Source organism: Algoriphagus aestuariicola (assembly GCF_017254835.1).
In the GTDB taxonomy this organism is placed as follows: domain Bacteria; phylum Bacteroidota; class Bacteroidia; order Cytophagales; family Cyclobacteriaceae; genus Algoriphagus; species Algoriphagus aestuariicola.
Map to the genome: position 1 here is coordinate 733,598 of NZ_JAFKCW010000003.1, position 14,067 is coordinate 747,664.

General features: G+C 44.5%; 16 protein-coding genes. 9 read left to right on the top strand and 7 right to left on the bottom strand.

The window, feature by feature from the left end; genetic code table 11:
- Window positions 1–55: 55 nt before the first annotated feature.
- Window positions 56–2,659 (bottom strand): DNA mismatch repair protein MutS, encoded by a 2,604-nt coding sequence (mutS, locus tag J0A67_RS15870; RefSeq protein ID WP_206570342.1) that lies wholly within the window; start codon window positions 2,657–2,659, stop codon window positions 56–58.
- A gap of 82 nt (window positions 2,660–2,741) precedes the next feature.
- Here mutS and J0A67_RS15875 point away from each other — a divergent pair, with 82 nt between their 5' ends.
- Window positions 2,742–3,275, top strand: coding sequence for an RNA methyltransferase (locus tag J0A67_RS15875; RefSeq protein ID WP_206570343.1), 534 nt, complete (start codon window positions 2,742–2,744; stop codon window positions 3,273–3,275).
- 38 nt (window positions 3,276–3,313) lie between these two features.
- Here J0A67_RS15875 and J0A67_RS15880 read toward each other — a convergent pair whose 3' ends face one another.
- The 6 genes from J0A67_RS15880 to J0A67_RS15905 are packed head-to-tail and all read right to left on the bottom strand — an operon-like array spanning window position 3,314 to window position 6,715.
- Window positions 3,314–3,727: a hypothetical protein gene (locus tag J0A67_RS15880; RefSeq protein WP_206570344.1), complete on the bottom strand. Its 414-nt coding sequence runs from the start codon at window positions 3,725–3,727 to the stop codon at window positions 3,314–3,316.
- Between the two features lie 23 nt (window positions 3,728–3,750).
- A complete protein-coding gene (locus J0A67_RS15885; RefSeq protein WP_206570345.1) occupies window positions 3,751–4,209 on the bottom strand; it encodes a PaaI family thioesterase in 459 nt (152 codons plus the stop codon).
- 1 nt (window position 4,210) lies between these two features.
- The gene (locus J0A67_RS15890) at window positions 4,211–4,795 is read right to left on the bottom strand and encodes a hypothetical protein (RefSeq protein ID WP_206570346.1); all 585 of its coding nucleotides are present in this window, start codon (window positions 4,793–4,795) and stop codon (window positions 4,211–4,213) included.
- A gap of 38 nt (window positions 4,796–4,833) precedes the next feature.
- Complete coding sequence (locus J0A67_RS15895; RefSeq protein ID WP_206570347.1) at window positions 4,834–5,592, bottom strand: SDR family NAD(P)-dependent oxidoreductase; 759 nt, start codon at window positions 5,590–5,592, stop codon at window positions 4,834–4,836.
- A gap of 19 nt (window positions 5,593–5,611) precedes the next feature.
- Window positions 5,612–6,148: a YfiT family bacillithiol transferase gene (locus J0A67_RS15900; protein ID WP_206570348.1), complete on the bottom strand. Its 537-nt coding sequence runs from the start codon at window positions 6,146–6,148 to the stop codon at window positions 5,612–5,614.
- A 9-nt stretch (window positions 6,149–6,157) separates the two neighbouring features.
- Window positions 6,158–6,715, bottom strand: coding sequence for a ComF family protein (locus tag J0A67_RS15905; RefSeq protein WP_317195066.1), 558 nt, complete (start codon window positions 6,713–6,715; stop codon window positions 6,158–6,160).
- Window positions 6,716–6,933: 218 nt separating this feature from the next.
- Between J0A67_RS15905 and J0A67_RS15910 the strand changes: the two genes are divergently transcribed.
- The 8 genes from J0A67_RS15910 to J0A67_RS15945 all read left to right on the top strand — a co-directional run bounded on the left by J0A67_RS15910 (window position 6,934) and on the right by J0A67_RS15945 (window position 13,772).
- The gene (locus J0A67_RS15910) at window positions 6,934–7,275 is read left to right on the top strand and encodes a carboxymuconolactone decarboxylase family protein (RefSeq protein WP_206570350.1); all 342 of its coding nucleotides are present in this window, start codon (window positions 6,934–6,936) and stop codon (window positions 7,273–7,275) included.
- Window positions 7,276–7,283: 8 nt separating this feature from the next.
- The gene (locus J0A67_RS15915) at window positions 7,284–7,643 is read left to right on the top strand and encodes a hypothetical protein (protein WP_206570351.1); all 360 of its coding nucleotides are present in this window, start codon (window positions 7,284–7,286) and stop codon (window positions 7,641–7,643) included.
- Window positions 7,644–8,405 (top strand): exodeoxyribonuclease III, encoded by a 762-nt coding sequence (locus tag J0A67_RS15920; RefSeq protein WP_206570352.1) that lies wholly within the window; start codon window positions 7,644–7,646, stop codon window positions 8,403–8,405.
- Between the two features lie 40 nt (window positions 8,406–8,445).
- Window positions 8,446–8,847 (top strand): ATP-binding protein, encoded by a 402-nt coding sequence (locus J0A67_RS15925; protein ID WP_206570353.1) that lies wholly within the window; start codon window positions 8,446–8,448, stop codon window positions 8,845–8,847.
- A 2-nt stretch (window positions 8,848–8,849) separates the two neighbouring features.
- Complete coding sequence (gene ybeY / locus J0A67_RS15930) at window positions 8,850–9,275, top strand: rRNA maturation RNase YbeY (protein ID WP_206570354.1); 426 nt, start codon at window positions 8,850–8,852, stop codon at window positions 9,273–9,275.
- Between the two features lie 75 nt (window positions 9,276–9,350).
- Window positions 9,351–11,216: a tRNA uridine-5-carboxymethylaminomethyl(34) synthesis enzyme MnmG gene (gene mnmG / locus J0A67_RS15935; protein ID WP_206570355.1), complete on the top strand. Its 1,866-nt coding sequence runs from the start codon at window positions 9,351–9,353 to the stop codon at window positions 11,214–11,216.
- Between the two features lies 1 nt (window position 11,217).
- Window positions 11,218–12,111, top strand: coding sequence for a class I SAM-dependent methyltransferase (locus J0A67_RS15940; RefSeq protein WP_206570356.1), 894 nt, complete (start codon window positions 11,218–11,220; stop codon window positions 12,109–12,111).
- The gene (locus J0A67_RS15945) at window positions 12,108–13,772 is read left to right on the top strand and encodes an Ig-like domain-containing domain (protein ID WP_206570357.1); all 1,665 of its coding nucleotides are present in this window, start codon (window positions 12,108–12,110) and stop codon (window positions 13,770–13,772) included. The genes J0A67_RS15940 and J0A67_RS15945 overlap by 4 nt, the downstream gene beginning before the upstream one ends.
- The last annotated feature ends 295 nt before the right edge of the window (window positions 13,773–14,067 follow it).

A 14,067-nucleotide genomic window follows, 5' to 3' on the forward strand; every position in this document is an offset into this window, starting at 1 on the left:
AAAAACAACGCTCTAGTTTTAACTAAATCGTTGATAAGATAGTTGAAAGCTCGTATCATTCCAATTTCTTTTTGATTTCATGCAGCTTTAAAAGCGCTTCAATCGGAGAAATGGCATTAATATCGATCTGGTCCAATAGTTCTTTTGCGGCGGTAAATTTCGGATCCATCTCAAACAGACTGAGTTGAAAGTTGTTTTTGGGGATGGATTTGAAATGCTCTTTTTTTTCCTTCAGTGATTTGTCCTTCTCCAAGTGGACCATGATCTCAGCCGCCCTTAGCACAACCGGGTTTGGCATCCCGGCCATTTGGGCTACGTGGATACCGAAACTGTGTTCGCTTCCGCCCTCTTTCAGCTTTCGCATAAAAATCACCTTGTTGCCCACCTCTTTGACGGACACATTGAAGTTTTTGATGCGAGGGAAATCCTCCGAAAGCTGATTAAGCTCATGGTAGTGGGTAGCAAAGAGAGTCTTCGCCTTGTAAGTCGGATGACTGTGCAAAAACTCGACAATCGACCAAGCGATCGATATGCCGTCATAAGTGGAAGTACCTCTGCCGATTTCATCCATCAACACCAAGCTTCGGTCAGACAGGTTGTTTAGAATACTCGCCGTTTCGGTCATCTCGACCATGAAGGTCGATTCTCCTTTGGACAGGTTGTCTGAGGCGCCTACCCGGGTAAAGACCTTGTCGATAATACCAACTCTGGCAAATGATGCCGGGACGAAACTTCCCATCTGGGCCATCAAGACTATCAGCGCCGTCTGGCGCAGCAAGGCGGATTTCCCGGCCATGTTGGGTCCGGTGATGATGATGATCTGCTGGCTGTCGTGATCCAGATAGATATCGTTGGGCACGTAATGCTCCCCGGGAGGAAGCTGCTTTTCGATCACGGGATGGCGGCCGTCTTTGATCTCCAAAGTCTCGGTATCGGAGACCTTGGGACGGGAGTATCCGTTGCTCAGCGCCACTTGCGCAAAGGAAATCAAGGCATCCAACGTCCCGAGTACCCGGGCATTTAGCTGGATTTGCGTGACATATTTCGCCGCCTCCTGAACGAGGTCGAGGAAATATTTTTGCTCCAAGGCAATCATCCTATCTTCTGCATGAAGGATCTTCTCCTCGTATTCTTTCAGCTCAGGGGTAATGTACCGCTCAGCATTTACGAGTGTTTGCTTGCGAATCCACTCCTGCGGCACTTTGTCTTTGTGCGCATGAGTCACCTCTAGGTAGTAGCCGAAAACTTTGTTGTAGGAAATTTTCAGAGAAGAAATCCCGGTATTCTGTACCTCACGTTGCTGGATCTGCACCAGAAAATCCTTGCCTTTGTTGGCAAGTCCGCGGTATTCGTCCAACTCCCGATCCACTCCGTCCCTGATTACACCTCCCTGATGTACCAGCATAGGCGCGTCCTCCTGCAGTTCCCTTTCTATTTTTTCCAGTAAAAACTCACACGGATTGATCTGGTCAGAAAGGCGCTTGAGTGTCGGGTTTTTCTGCTCTTTCAGCAGCTCTTTTATTGGCAAAGTTGACTTGAGCGCGCGCTTGATTTGGTTTATCTCGCGGGGATTGGCCCGACCTACCACGACTTTGGAAATGAGTCGCTCCAAATCGCCGATATGGCGAAGCTGTGGAAGAATCTGGTCAAGCAGAGCCGAATTTTGGAAGAAAAACTCGACCACATTTTGACGCTCCTCAATGGGTTGCTTTTCCTTTAAAGGAAGCACCATCCATTTTTTCATCATCCGCGAACCCATGGGAGTCACGGTCTGATCCAAAATTTGGATTAGCGGGACTCCGCCTTCATGTTGCGGAAAAACGAGCTCCAGATTTCGGATGGTAAACTTGTCCAACCAGACATATTTTTCTTCGGCAATCCTCGAGATCGCTGCAATGTGCTGCACCTCCCTATGCTCAGTCTCTTCCAGATAATACAAGATCGCTCCCGCCGCCACGATACCGGTAGGGAGCTCTTCTATGCCAAAGCCTTTTAGGTTTGCCGTTCCAAAGTGGCTCTTGAGCTTTTCGTAGGTAAAATCATACTGGAAGACCCAATCTTCACAGTGGAAGGTGATGAAGTCATTCTTTATCAGTTCGGCGGCTGCACTTTTTGCTGCCTTGGAGAAAATAATCTCGGAAGGAGCGAAGCTTTGTAGGAGCTTGTCCAAATAAGCGGAATTACCCTCAGAGCACATAAATTCCCCCGTGGAGACGTCCAAAAAAGCGATTCCGTGCTTTTCTTTTCCAAAATGGATAGAAGCCAAGTAGTTGTTTTTCCGCGTGTCCAGCACCTGGTCGTTGTAGGAAAGACCTGGTGTGACCAGTTCCGTGACCCCACGCTTTACGATGCCCTTAACCGACTTAGGATCTTCCAATTGGTCACAAATAGCGACCCGATTTCCTGCACGGACTAACTTGGGCAGATAGTTGTCAAGCGAGTGGTGTGGAAATCCAGCCAGCTCGATATGCGAAGCAGCACCGTTTGCTCGCTTGGTCAATACGATATCCAGAACTTTACTGGCGACCACTGCATCCTCGCCAAAAGTCTCATAAAAATCCCCAACCCTAAATAGCAGAAGTGCTCCTGGATGTTTGGCTTTGATGGCATTGTATTGCTTCATCAGGGGTGTTTCCTGACCATCTTTGGATTTACTCATGGGGTAAAAATGGGATTTGTATTACTTTTGAACTTGGAATCAGGCCTGAAAATAGGCGATTAGGGTAGGAGATCAAAAAGCGATGAAGAAATTAAGCATGGAGGAATTGGACCGGATTTCGGTCGGAGAATTTAAGCAAAAGGAAAAATCTCCCATCGTCCTGGTCCTGGACAATGTCCGAAGCCTGAATAATGTGGGATCCGCATTCCGCACAGCGGATGCTTTTCGGATCGAGAAGATCTTCCTCTGCGGCATCACCGGCACGCCTCCCCATCGCGACATACAAAAAACCGCCCTCGGCGCCACGGAATCGGTAGACTGGGAGTATTGCCTCAACACAGGCTTAGCAGTAGAAAAACTCAAGTCATCCGGTTACCAGCTTTGTGCATTGGAGCAAGTGGAAAACTCCACCATGCTCAATGAATTTTCTCCAGAAAAAGGAAAAAAATATGCTCTGATCTTCGGAAACGAGGTTTTTGGAGTCGAAGAGGAAGTCCTAAAAGCCTGTGACCGTGTCTTGGAAATCCCGCAGCTGGGAACCAAGCATTCGCTCAATATCTCCGTATCGCTTGGAATAGCCGTGTGGGATTTGATGGTGAAGTTGGAGGAATTTTAAACTTAAGAAGAGAGAATTTGACAATTCTCCCTTTTTAATTAATCCTTCAGGAATCGATAGCGGATCCCGAATGAGCCCCGAAATAAAGCGCCTTCATCGAAGCTTATTATCGGTGCTGCTTCAATGTGAAAACCAAAATCCTTCCTATTGAAAGGAAAATAATTAATCCCAGAGGTAATCACAGCTCCATCAAGCAAATTTGCTCTAATTCCTGCCCCAATGTAGATCTGTGTCGATTCTTCTGATTTGAGCATGTAGTTTCCAATTAACTCAAAGCCCAAATCTTCTACATAGTTATCTGTTCCAATTCGAAGCTCAGGAATCCATTTCTCTCCAAATTGGTGATTGACTCCGATAAAAGGCAGATTGCTTTGGTGAAAAGCGACTGTGGTCTGCGAAAAGGCGGCCGCAGAAAGTAGCATAAAACACGCTATTAATAAGGATTTTTTCATCCTGCAAAAATATCGCTTGCAAATTAAAAACCTAATTCATTAAGCTTAATATGTGTCTTTATCATGTTGGAGCTGGCCTTGGCGACTATTTTTCCGGATTGTTTTCTGATGACGGCTTCCCAATGATTCAAATTTGAGCCTGATCGGACGAGTTTTGCCGTTACTTCGAGCTTTTCATCGATTTGTGCAGCGGACAAAAAATCCACATGCAAGTTGATGCTCGTCATCAGATACTCTGATCCAGCTACAAAATTTCCCATCCCAATCACATCATCCAGCATCAGCGAAGCGACACCACCGTGCAGGATTTTTCCAGGGTTACACATTTCCGAACGCACAGTGTAGGCAACCCGAATGTGGTGTGAATCGATATCCAAAAGCGTTCCTTCAAGCCAATTACCGGCCAGAGAGGGCGTATTATCCAGTTTGCTTCCTATTTGCGACTTGAATAGTTCCAAGCGCTGATTTGAGTGGTTTTCCATTCTAGTCGGTTTTTGCCAAAAGTCGAAGATAGTCTTCCATGACGGTTTTCAGCGCCTGCTTTTCTTTTTCTCCAGCCCAAAGCTGATAGCTTTCTCCTTCTACCGTCAGCTCAAAATCCAGGTCTTTTTCAATTGCGAACAATAGATTTTTAAAAAGGGAGAAATGATCCTGATTGTTTCCGTTGGCAAAATCGTAGGTTTTCATCTCACCTAGACTGTCTAACTGAATTTGTATAGGCCATTCGGCGTTTTTTAGCTCGAAATAGATATATGCTTCGTCTTTTGTAGGATTCATCAGAATCACCAAGTCCAGTGTAGGTCTCGATTCTGATTGCAGCCGTTGGCGGTGTCGGAAAAGCACCATTCCAGCGTCATTTCTATTTTCCCGCTCATAATTGATGGATCGGACATTTTGGAAATAAATACGGTCGGAATCTGCGACTCGGAAGGTGCGATCTTCGCCAGTATTATCGGCTCGATAGCTGTTAAAAAATGAAAGAAGGAGAACCACCCCCAACGCCGAAAAAATGAAAATTTTCAAAATCTTTATCAACTCCGGAGTGAATATGGGATCTCGTTGTTTCATTTTTTCTAAGATAAGAAAGCGGGTCTCCCTTATTGCAATTACCTCACATAGGAACCGGCATTCATGTCTATAGACGTCCCTGTGGCATGGTCTGCAAGTCCGGAACAGAGAAGCGTGACCATAGGAGCAATGTCTTCCGGAAGTGTCAGCTCCTTCAAAGCGATATCTTTCAGCGCGAAATCCTCTCCATATTCCTCTAAAATCTCGTTGGCCATATCGGTTCGCGTAAATCCTGGAGCAATGAGAAATGCTTTAATTCCCTGCTTTCCGTAGTGCCTGGCAATCGATCGAGTCAAGCTCACCATCGCTCCCTTGGATGCCGCATAGGCCAAATAATCTTGGGTATCCCCCCTGAAGGCAGCCCGGGAAGAGATCATGACAATTCTTCCGTCTTCGAGAGGCTTCGCCTGATCTATAAATTCCTTTGACAGGACCCCAACCGCCGTAGCATTAACGGCCATTACCTTTTCCCAAATTTGAGTCCATTCCATGGTATCCAAGGAATCGGGAGCGGAAAGGGCAATACCTGCATTATTGATCAAAGCCGTCAAAGGCCCATATTTTTCTACAAGTTTTGGGATAAAGCCAATTACCTGGCTTGGCTGTGATAAATCGCAGGCCTCCATATAGCCCGGATTTTTAAGTTGGGCAAGAAGGCTCTGCGCTTCGTCTTTATTCGAATTATAATGAATGATGACTTCGGCCCCCGATTCGGAAAGTTGCCGAGCGATGGCCCGCCCGATTCCACGTGACGCGCCAGTTACCAAAATTCGCTGATTTTTGAGGGAGATGTTCATCAGGAAATCGATTCGTTTTTTACCAGTTTTCTCTCAACACCAAATGTTGGATGTGAGAGAGATGATGGGTGGAGTGCCAGGCGTACATTAGGGTTATTTCGCCCAACTCCTGACTGCGCTGCTTTTCGGGATGGAAGTAGGACCTGATATAATCTTCTTTACTCATAGCATCCAAAACGACCCCCCATTTGAAGTGAATGGCTTTAATGATGGCAAGCGAGGGCTCTATGGGGAGCTTAGAGTCCGACAAGTTTGCCCATGCCGCCTCATCATAGGGCTTGATGGTAGGGTTTTGTTCAGTCAGCGCTAGTTTGAATCTAACGAAAGCATTCATATGACTATCAGCACAATGATGCACAAGTTGCCTGACAGTCCATCCTCCCGGTCGATAAGGCGTGTCCAGCTGGGCTGGGGAAAGAGGGCTGACGGCGGTAAAAAGATGAGCTGGAAAAGATTTGATCGTGGCAATTGCCTCGCTGATCAAACCTGGCTCGGTCGTTTCGGGTTTTTGAAACTTACCGATCGGATATTTAAGAAACTCGATATCTATGTCCATGCTAAAAGACTATTGGCCACCTGCGGCGATGGTGGCCAAATCTACATGTTTTGCCCCACAGTCCAAAAGCACGTTGGCGCACGCACAAAGCGTCGCGCCAGTGGTAATCACGTCATCCACTAGTAAAATCCTCAAACCTTGGACATTTCCGCCATTTCTCAAATCAAATACCTCTTCCACGTTTTCGAGGCGCTGGAGCCTTGTCTTTTTTGTCTGCGTCTCGGTAAATTTTCGCCTCTCCAGCAAGTTTTCAAGCCTGATATTCATCGATTTCGACAGCCCTTTGCCAAACTCCTCACTTTGGTTATAGCCGCGCCTTTTCTGCTTCATGGGATGCAGCGGCACAGGTACGATCACATCCCACTCCGATTGTAGTCTTTCATTAACCAGCGAAAGGCCGAACAGGCGCCCCATTTCGACTCCGATCTCAGGCATGTTTCGATACTTGAGCTGATGGAGCAATTTTTGGCTTTTTCCTTTTTTGGAGAACCTTAGAAAAGCCATGACCCGACTTACAGGCATCAGTCCCCTGATCTTCGAAGTAAGTTCATTGTCAAACGCTCTCATATGAAAGTTGGCCAAAGGAAGAGAGCCTTGGCAGACAGTGCACAGACAGGGTTCAAAATCAAAAAGTGCCCGCCCACATTGGAGGCAATTTCGGGGGAAAATGAGATCCAAAAAATCTTGCAGAAAAAGTAAACGCATCAGTAAAAACTTCTGTTGTTAGCCTCTAGGGTCGAATATGCAGTATATTTGCATCTTACAAAGTATTAATCCTTAAGTTAATGAATCTGATAGAAGAATTCAACGCCTACAGAGCCAAGATGAACGAAAAAATCATGGCTGAGGACAACAAAGTCATCAAACGGTTTTTCAACTTGGATACAAACACTTACGCTGAGGGCGAGTTGGACATCAAGACCAAGGAAATGATAGGTTTGGCGTGCTCCATGGTGCTACGGTGCGACGACTGCATCAAATACCATTTAGGAAAGAGTCATGAAGCAGGATTAAAAAAGGAAGAGATCTTCGAGGTGTTTTCGATCGCTTTGGTGATCGGCGGTTCAATTGTAATCCCACACCTTCGCAGGGCCGTAGAATACTGGGAACAACTTGATAGTCAATAGGTTATACGATGTTTAAGCGCGATTTAGACTTGGAAAAACGCTGGTCCAAACTATTGGAAGGACTGAAGGAAACCATTGGCAAAAAACCAAACGACTTGAATGGCGTACTCTTTTTGATAGGCGTTCAGGAACTTGGCAAAGGGACCCGCGCATTTTCCAAGGAGCAAAAGCAGGATTTGATGCACATTGCCATATGTAAGGTGCTCAGCTATTCCGGATTTTATGAATTGGATTTCGTTGACCAAGAAGGCTGGCCCCACTGGAATCTGGTAAAAGAACTACCACATTTCGACCTGCTCGCACAGGAAAAACTGCTTAAACTCCATGTCTTGGAGTATTTTGAAAAAGAATACCAAATTGAAATCTGAATGAAACTGATCTCCTACAATGTCAACGGGATACGGGCAGCCATAAACAAAGGATTTGTACAATGGTTGACTAGCGAAAATCCCGATGTCATCGGCCTGCAGGAAATCAAGGCGCAGGAGAAGGATGTCAATACTGCCATCTTCGAGGATTTGGGATATTACCATTATTGGTTTCCCGCACTGAAAAAAGGGTACAGTGGTGTGGCTATTTTAAGCAAGACAAAACCAAAATCCATAAAGCATGGAATGGGCCTAAACCGTTATGATGATGAGGGCAGACTAATTCAGGCAGACTTTGAAAATTTTTCCTTCATCTCATCCTATTTTCCATCAGGTACGACTGGGGATATTCGCCAAAGATTCAAATACGACTTCCTTGACGATATCTTTGGGTACATGCAGGATTTGAAAGAAAACAATCCCAACTTGATTCTCAGTGGAGACTATAATATTTGCCACAAGGCAATCGACATCCATAATCCGATAGCAAACAAAAACACATCGGGGTTCTTACCCGAAGAACGTGCTTGGATGGATAGGTTCACGGAATCAGGCTTTATTGATAGCTTCCGACATTTCAACCCACTCCCCCATCACTATAGCTGGTGGAGTTATAGAGCCAACTCACGAGCTAAAAACTTGGGATGGAGAATAGATTACCATATGGCTACCAATGAATTGCAAAATAGACTGAAAAGTGCCGTAATTTTGCCGGATATCATCCATTCGGATCATTGTCCGGTGATGCTAGAAATCGCGTAAGAATAACTCAACGAGAACTGAATCATAGAAAAATTCCCAGATGAAGTCCATTAAAATTTCAATTCCATCTCTAATCGAGAATATAAAGGTCATCGAAAGCTTTATCGATAATGCGAAAGACAAATTTGAGATAAATGATGACATCTATGGGAACATCATGATATCCGTGACAGAATGCATCAGCAATGCAATCATTCACGGAAACAAAAGTGACAAAAACAAACTAGTTCACTTAGAATTGAAGATGGAGGACGATCAGCTCAAATTCATCATCCAAGACGAAGGAGAAGGCTTTGATCTGCAAGAGCTACAAGACCCAACAGCTCCAGAAAATATAGAAAAGCCAGGCGGCAGAGGGATTTTCCTTATTCGCCACCTAAGCGATGATGTTAAATTTGAAGAAGGAGGAAAGAAAACAGTTCTTTCATTTTACATGGAATAGGCATGGCTATAAATTTCTTTTCAGAAGATGTAAAATTCAATCTGCCCGAAAAAAACCGAAGGAAAAATTGGCTAAAATCTCTCGCTAAATCTGAAAACTTCAGGATAGGAGAACTCAATTACATATTTTGTTCGGATGAGTATCTATATCAAATCAATACCGAATACCTAAATCACCGCACCTATACTGATATCATAACATTCGACAACTCCGAGGAAAGCCAGGTGATCGAAGGGGATATATTTATCAGCATTGACAGAGTGAGAGAAAACGCCTCAAAACACCAACAAGAGGAGACTTCAGAATTAAGCAGAGTAATCAGCCATGGGCTTTTTCACTTGATGGGGTACAAAGACAAGTCCGAAGAACAATCCGCGATCATGAGGTCTCAAGAAGAATTGGCCATCAAACTATACGAAAACACTTAACTGTTTCACGTGAAACAGCTGGCTGGCTGGTGTATACTAGCAAGAGGTTCCACGTGAAACACAACAAAAAATATCATGTTTCCAATATACGATGTGATTGTAGTCGGTGCAGGCCACGCAGGCTGTGAGGCAGCTCATGCAGCGGCGTCAATGGGATCAAAAATCCTGCTATGTACCATGAACATGAACACTATCGCCCAAATGTCCTGCAATCCAGCAATGGGAGGCGTCGCAAAAGGGCAAATCGTGCGAGAAATAGATGCGCTTGGTGGAATGTCGGGCATCATATCCGACAAATCCATGATTCAATTCAGGATGCTCAACCGATCAAAAGGCCCGGCAATGTGGTCACCCAGATCTCAAAACGATCGTATGAGGTTTGCGGAAGAATGGAGACTTGCACTCGAAAAAAACCCAAACGTCGACTTTTGGCAAGAGATGATATCAGGATTACTCGTTAAAGACGGTAAAGTTTGTGGAGTAAAGACAGGGATAGGCGTAGAAATAAGCTCCAAATCAGTCGTACTTACCAACGGGACGTTTCTAAATGGAGTGATCCACATCGGGGAAAAACAATTTGGAGGGGGAAGAACAGGGGAATCCGCAGCGAAAGGAATTACCGAACAGCTCGTGCAACTAGGGTTCGAAGCTGGACGGATGAAAACAGGCACGCCGCCGAGAGTGGACGGAAGAAGTCTAGACTACGGAAAAATGGAAGAACAATTCGGTGATGAAAACCCGGAGAAATTCTCCTATTTAGATTCTACACAACCGCTAAAAGAACAAAGGAGTTGCTGGATCACCTATACCAATAAAGAAGTGCATCAAACCTTGGAAACGGGTTTCGATCGATCCCCAATGTTCAACGGAAGGATTCAAGGTCTTGGCCCAAGATATTGTCCTAGCATTGAAGACAAAATAAACCGATTTGCTGAAAGGGATAGACATCAAATTTTTGTAGAGCCAGAAGGATGGAATACCGTAGAAATCTATGTCAACGGCTTCTCTACATCACTGCCCGAAGACGTCCAATACAAAGCGCTACGAATGATCCCTGGGTTCGAAAACGCCAAAATGTTTCGTCCCGGCTATGCCATAGAGTATGATTTCTTCCCTCCAACGCAGCTTAAGCTATCCCTAGAAACCCATCTTATCGAAAACCTGTACTTTGCTGGCCAAATCAACGGAACTACCGGCTACGAGGAAGCCGCATCACAGGGATTGATCGCTGGAATAAATGCCAGCTTAAAAGTGCAAGAAAAAGATCCGTTTATCCTCAAGAGATCTGATGCATACATAGGAGTTTTGGTCGATGACTTGATAAATAAAGGCACCGAGGAGCCTTACAGAATGTTTACCTCTAGGGCAGAATTTCGACTTCTATTGCGGCAAGACAATGCAGATTTACGTCTTACCAAACTCGGCTACGATATCGGCCTTGCCTCTGAGGATCGATTCAAAAAGATGCTCGACAAGAAATCAGCCACAGCAAGCTTGATCAACGAGCTAAAACAGAAAAAAATGGGTCCAGAAGGTGTAAATTCCATATTGGAATCAATGGGAACCGCTACCATTCAGGAAAAAACAAGCGCTGAAAAACTTTTGAAACGCCCTCAGATAGGTGTTCGTGAACTCATGTCCTTAGATGAAGACCTGCGGGAAAGTCTAAAGAAATATACCAAAGAAGTCCAAGAACAAGCGGAAATCCAGATCAAGTACGATAGCTATATCGATAAGGAACAGCAAATGGTGGCCAAACTTTCCAATATGGAAAATTTCCGAATACCTCATCGTTTCGACTATCTCTCTATCACAGCCTTGTCCAACGAAGGAAAACAAAAACTAAACAAAATCCGACCGGAAACCCTCGGACAAGCCTCACGGATCAGCGGAGTTTCGCCTGCCGATTTGTCTATATTAACAGTCTATTTGGGACGATAAAATGCTAGAACGACTCAGTAAGTGCCCACTCTGTAAAAGTGGGCTTTTTCTTAACTACACTGAAATAATTGACCACGCAGTGACCAAGGAAATCTTCGTACTCTGCAAATGCTCAAACTGCCAACTGCTTTTTACCAATCCGAGACCTGTTCAGGAAAAAATAGGTCCATATTACGACTTTCCAGAATACTACTCACACGAGGATAAGGCAAAAAATATAACGCAATGGATCTATCAAAAGGTCAGAAACTATAGCATAACCAAAAAAATAACTTCGATTGAAAAGATGATTCCAACAGGAAGCCTCTTGGACTACGGTTGTGGAACCGGGGAATTGTTAGTTGCCGCAAAGCAGCGGGGGTGGAAGATTGCAGGAGTTGAACCTAACGACAAAGCTAGAAAGCAAGCAAGCCAAAAATTGAACAAAAAGGTCAAAGCGTCCATCGATGAGTTAAAGAAAAATTCCTCCTTTGACGTGATCACTCTTTACCACGTATTAGAGCACATTCACCAGCTCAGGAAAACCGTGAAAAAAATCGTATCACACTTAAAATCAGATGGTTACCTACTAATAGCCGTCCCAAATCATCAAAGTTGGGACGGAAAAAAATACGGGCAATATTGGGCCGGTTGGGATGTCCCAAGACACCTATACCACTTTGGGCAGGACTCTATGAAAAAGTTCGAGGAAGAGTTCGGAGTCGAATTGAAGGAAACGCAGCCGATGAAATTCGACAGCTTCTATGTCTCCCTACTTTCCGAAGGCTATATGGTTAAGTCATCCACACTAATCTCAAAATATTCCAAAGCAATTCGGGCGGGACTTAATTCAAACAGAGCCGCAAAAACTCCAGGCCAATTTTCCAGCAACATTTTCGTTTTCCAAAAGAAGTGAAAAAACTAAGATTACTGCTATTCGGATTTATCCTATTGCTAGCCTATTCCTGTGCAAAACAAAGCACACCTACAGGTGGACCCAGAGACGAAGACGCTCCGATTCTCATTTCATCCGATCCGGTCACAGAAAGCCTAAATACTAAGCCTGAAACGATCACACTGACTTTTGATGAATACATCAAACTGGAAAACCCATCTAAAGGAATAGTGATCACACCTAGAATCGCCAAAGACGAAGTCGAATTTACTACGCTGAAAAATGTAGTCACAATCAAGCTCAACCAGGAGCTCGAGGACAGCACCACCTACGTTTTTGACTTTCAAAAATCGGTGGTGGACATCTCCGAAGAAAATCCAGCAGAGAACCTTAAATTGGTTTTCTCAACAGGCTCAGCGATAGATAGTATTAGTCTTTCCGGAAAAGTGAACTTTTACTTTCCAGGATCAAAACCTGACTTCAAGGACGTTCTTGTCGGCATATATCCTCTAGGAGACACTACTGACGTGCTCACTGCACCTCCATACTATCTAAGCCAAGTCGACACAGCAGGAAATTTCCGAATCAGCAACATCAAAAACGGAAAGTATATGGCCTATGCCTGGAAAGACGCAAACGGTACGCTTAAAGCCGAATTTAAATCAGAAGAATATGATTTTTCGCTAGACACATTGGTCTTAAACCAGAACTTGGAAAACCTCAACTTCAACCTCTCCAAAGCTGATATCACTCCAATCCGAATCCTGAGGACGGCAACATTTGGACAAAATTTCGATGTCATTGTAAACCGAACACCCGCTTCGACTACCGTCGAAAACGATTTACTCGGTGAGGAATATTTCTTTAGCAATACAGATGGACGCATCAGAATATATTCAAAGAACCCAAAACCAGACAGCATTCCCTTCCAAATCAATGTTACCGATTCACTGGGATTCAGCAAAGACACCCTGGTCTGGGCTAAATTCCCAGAATCGGAAAGAAAACCTGAAAAACTCACCGTATCGGCAAACTCGGGCAAAAACTTCTATAGAAACCTCGAGGTCGAGCTGAAGTTCAACAAACCCCTTAAATCGATCAGCACGGACTCCTTATACATATCCTACGACAGCGCTTCCATCATACCCGTAAAAGAGTCCATGATGTCATACAGCGATTCATCTATGCGGGATATTCTGAAGATCCTAGTCACAATTCCCGACTCTCTTTCGCAGGAAATATTCACCCTCAAAGCCGCAGATTCGACTTTCACGGATACAGAAAACCAAAAAAACGAAACAGCTCTTCTAGCAAATTACAGAAAATTGAAACGTGAGGGTCTCGCAGATGAAATTGCTGGAACAATACAGGGCGCAAATCCCCCGTTTATTGTCCAGTTGCTGAACACCAAAAACGAAATCGCCCAAGAGCAATTTCTAGAAGACACCAATTCTTATTCCTTCAAAATGGTGGAGCCCGGAACTTTTAAAATTAGGGTAATAGAGGATCTCAACGGAAACCAACGCTGGGATCCATCGAACTTTACCCAAAGGAAGCTCGCAGAGAGAGTGTTCTACTTCGTCAATACAGAACGCCAAGCGACCTTGGTGATCAGAAGCGGCTGGTCTCTGCAGGACCAAAACATCCAAGCTTCTGACCCAACTGGACTTCGAAAAGACTAGCCTAGTCCCTGTGGAAAAGCAGAGAATAGTTGTCGATAACTTCATGAAAAGTCCCGATTAGATGCAAGCTTGCCAACAAATCCAAAGCGAATCAATCGAACTGAAAAATATTTGGGGAAAAGCGATCTCTTATCCACAACGTAATTGAGGGCTTTCCACAGCCAAATTAACCACAACACAGTCCACCGGAATAATCCACCAAAATCAAGAGTTTCTGATAACTCACAGAAGTACAGAATCGAACAAGTGGAAAAACGGTTGATAACTTGTCAAAACAGACTTGGAACCCGACCCA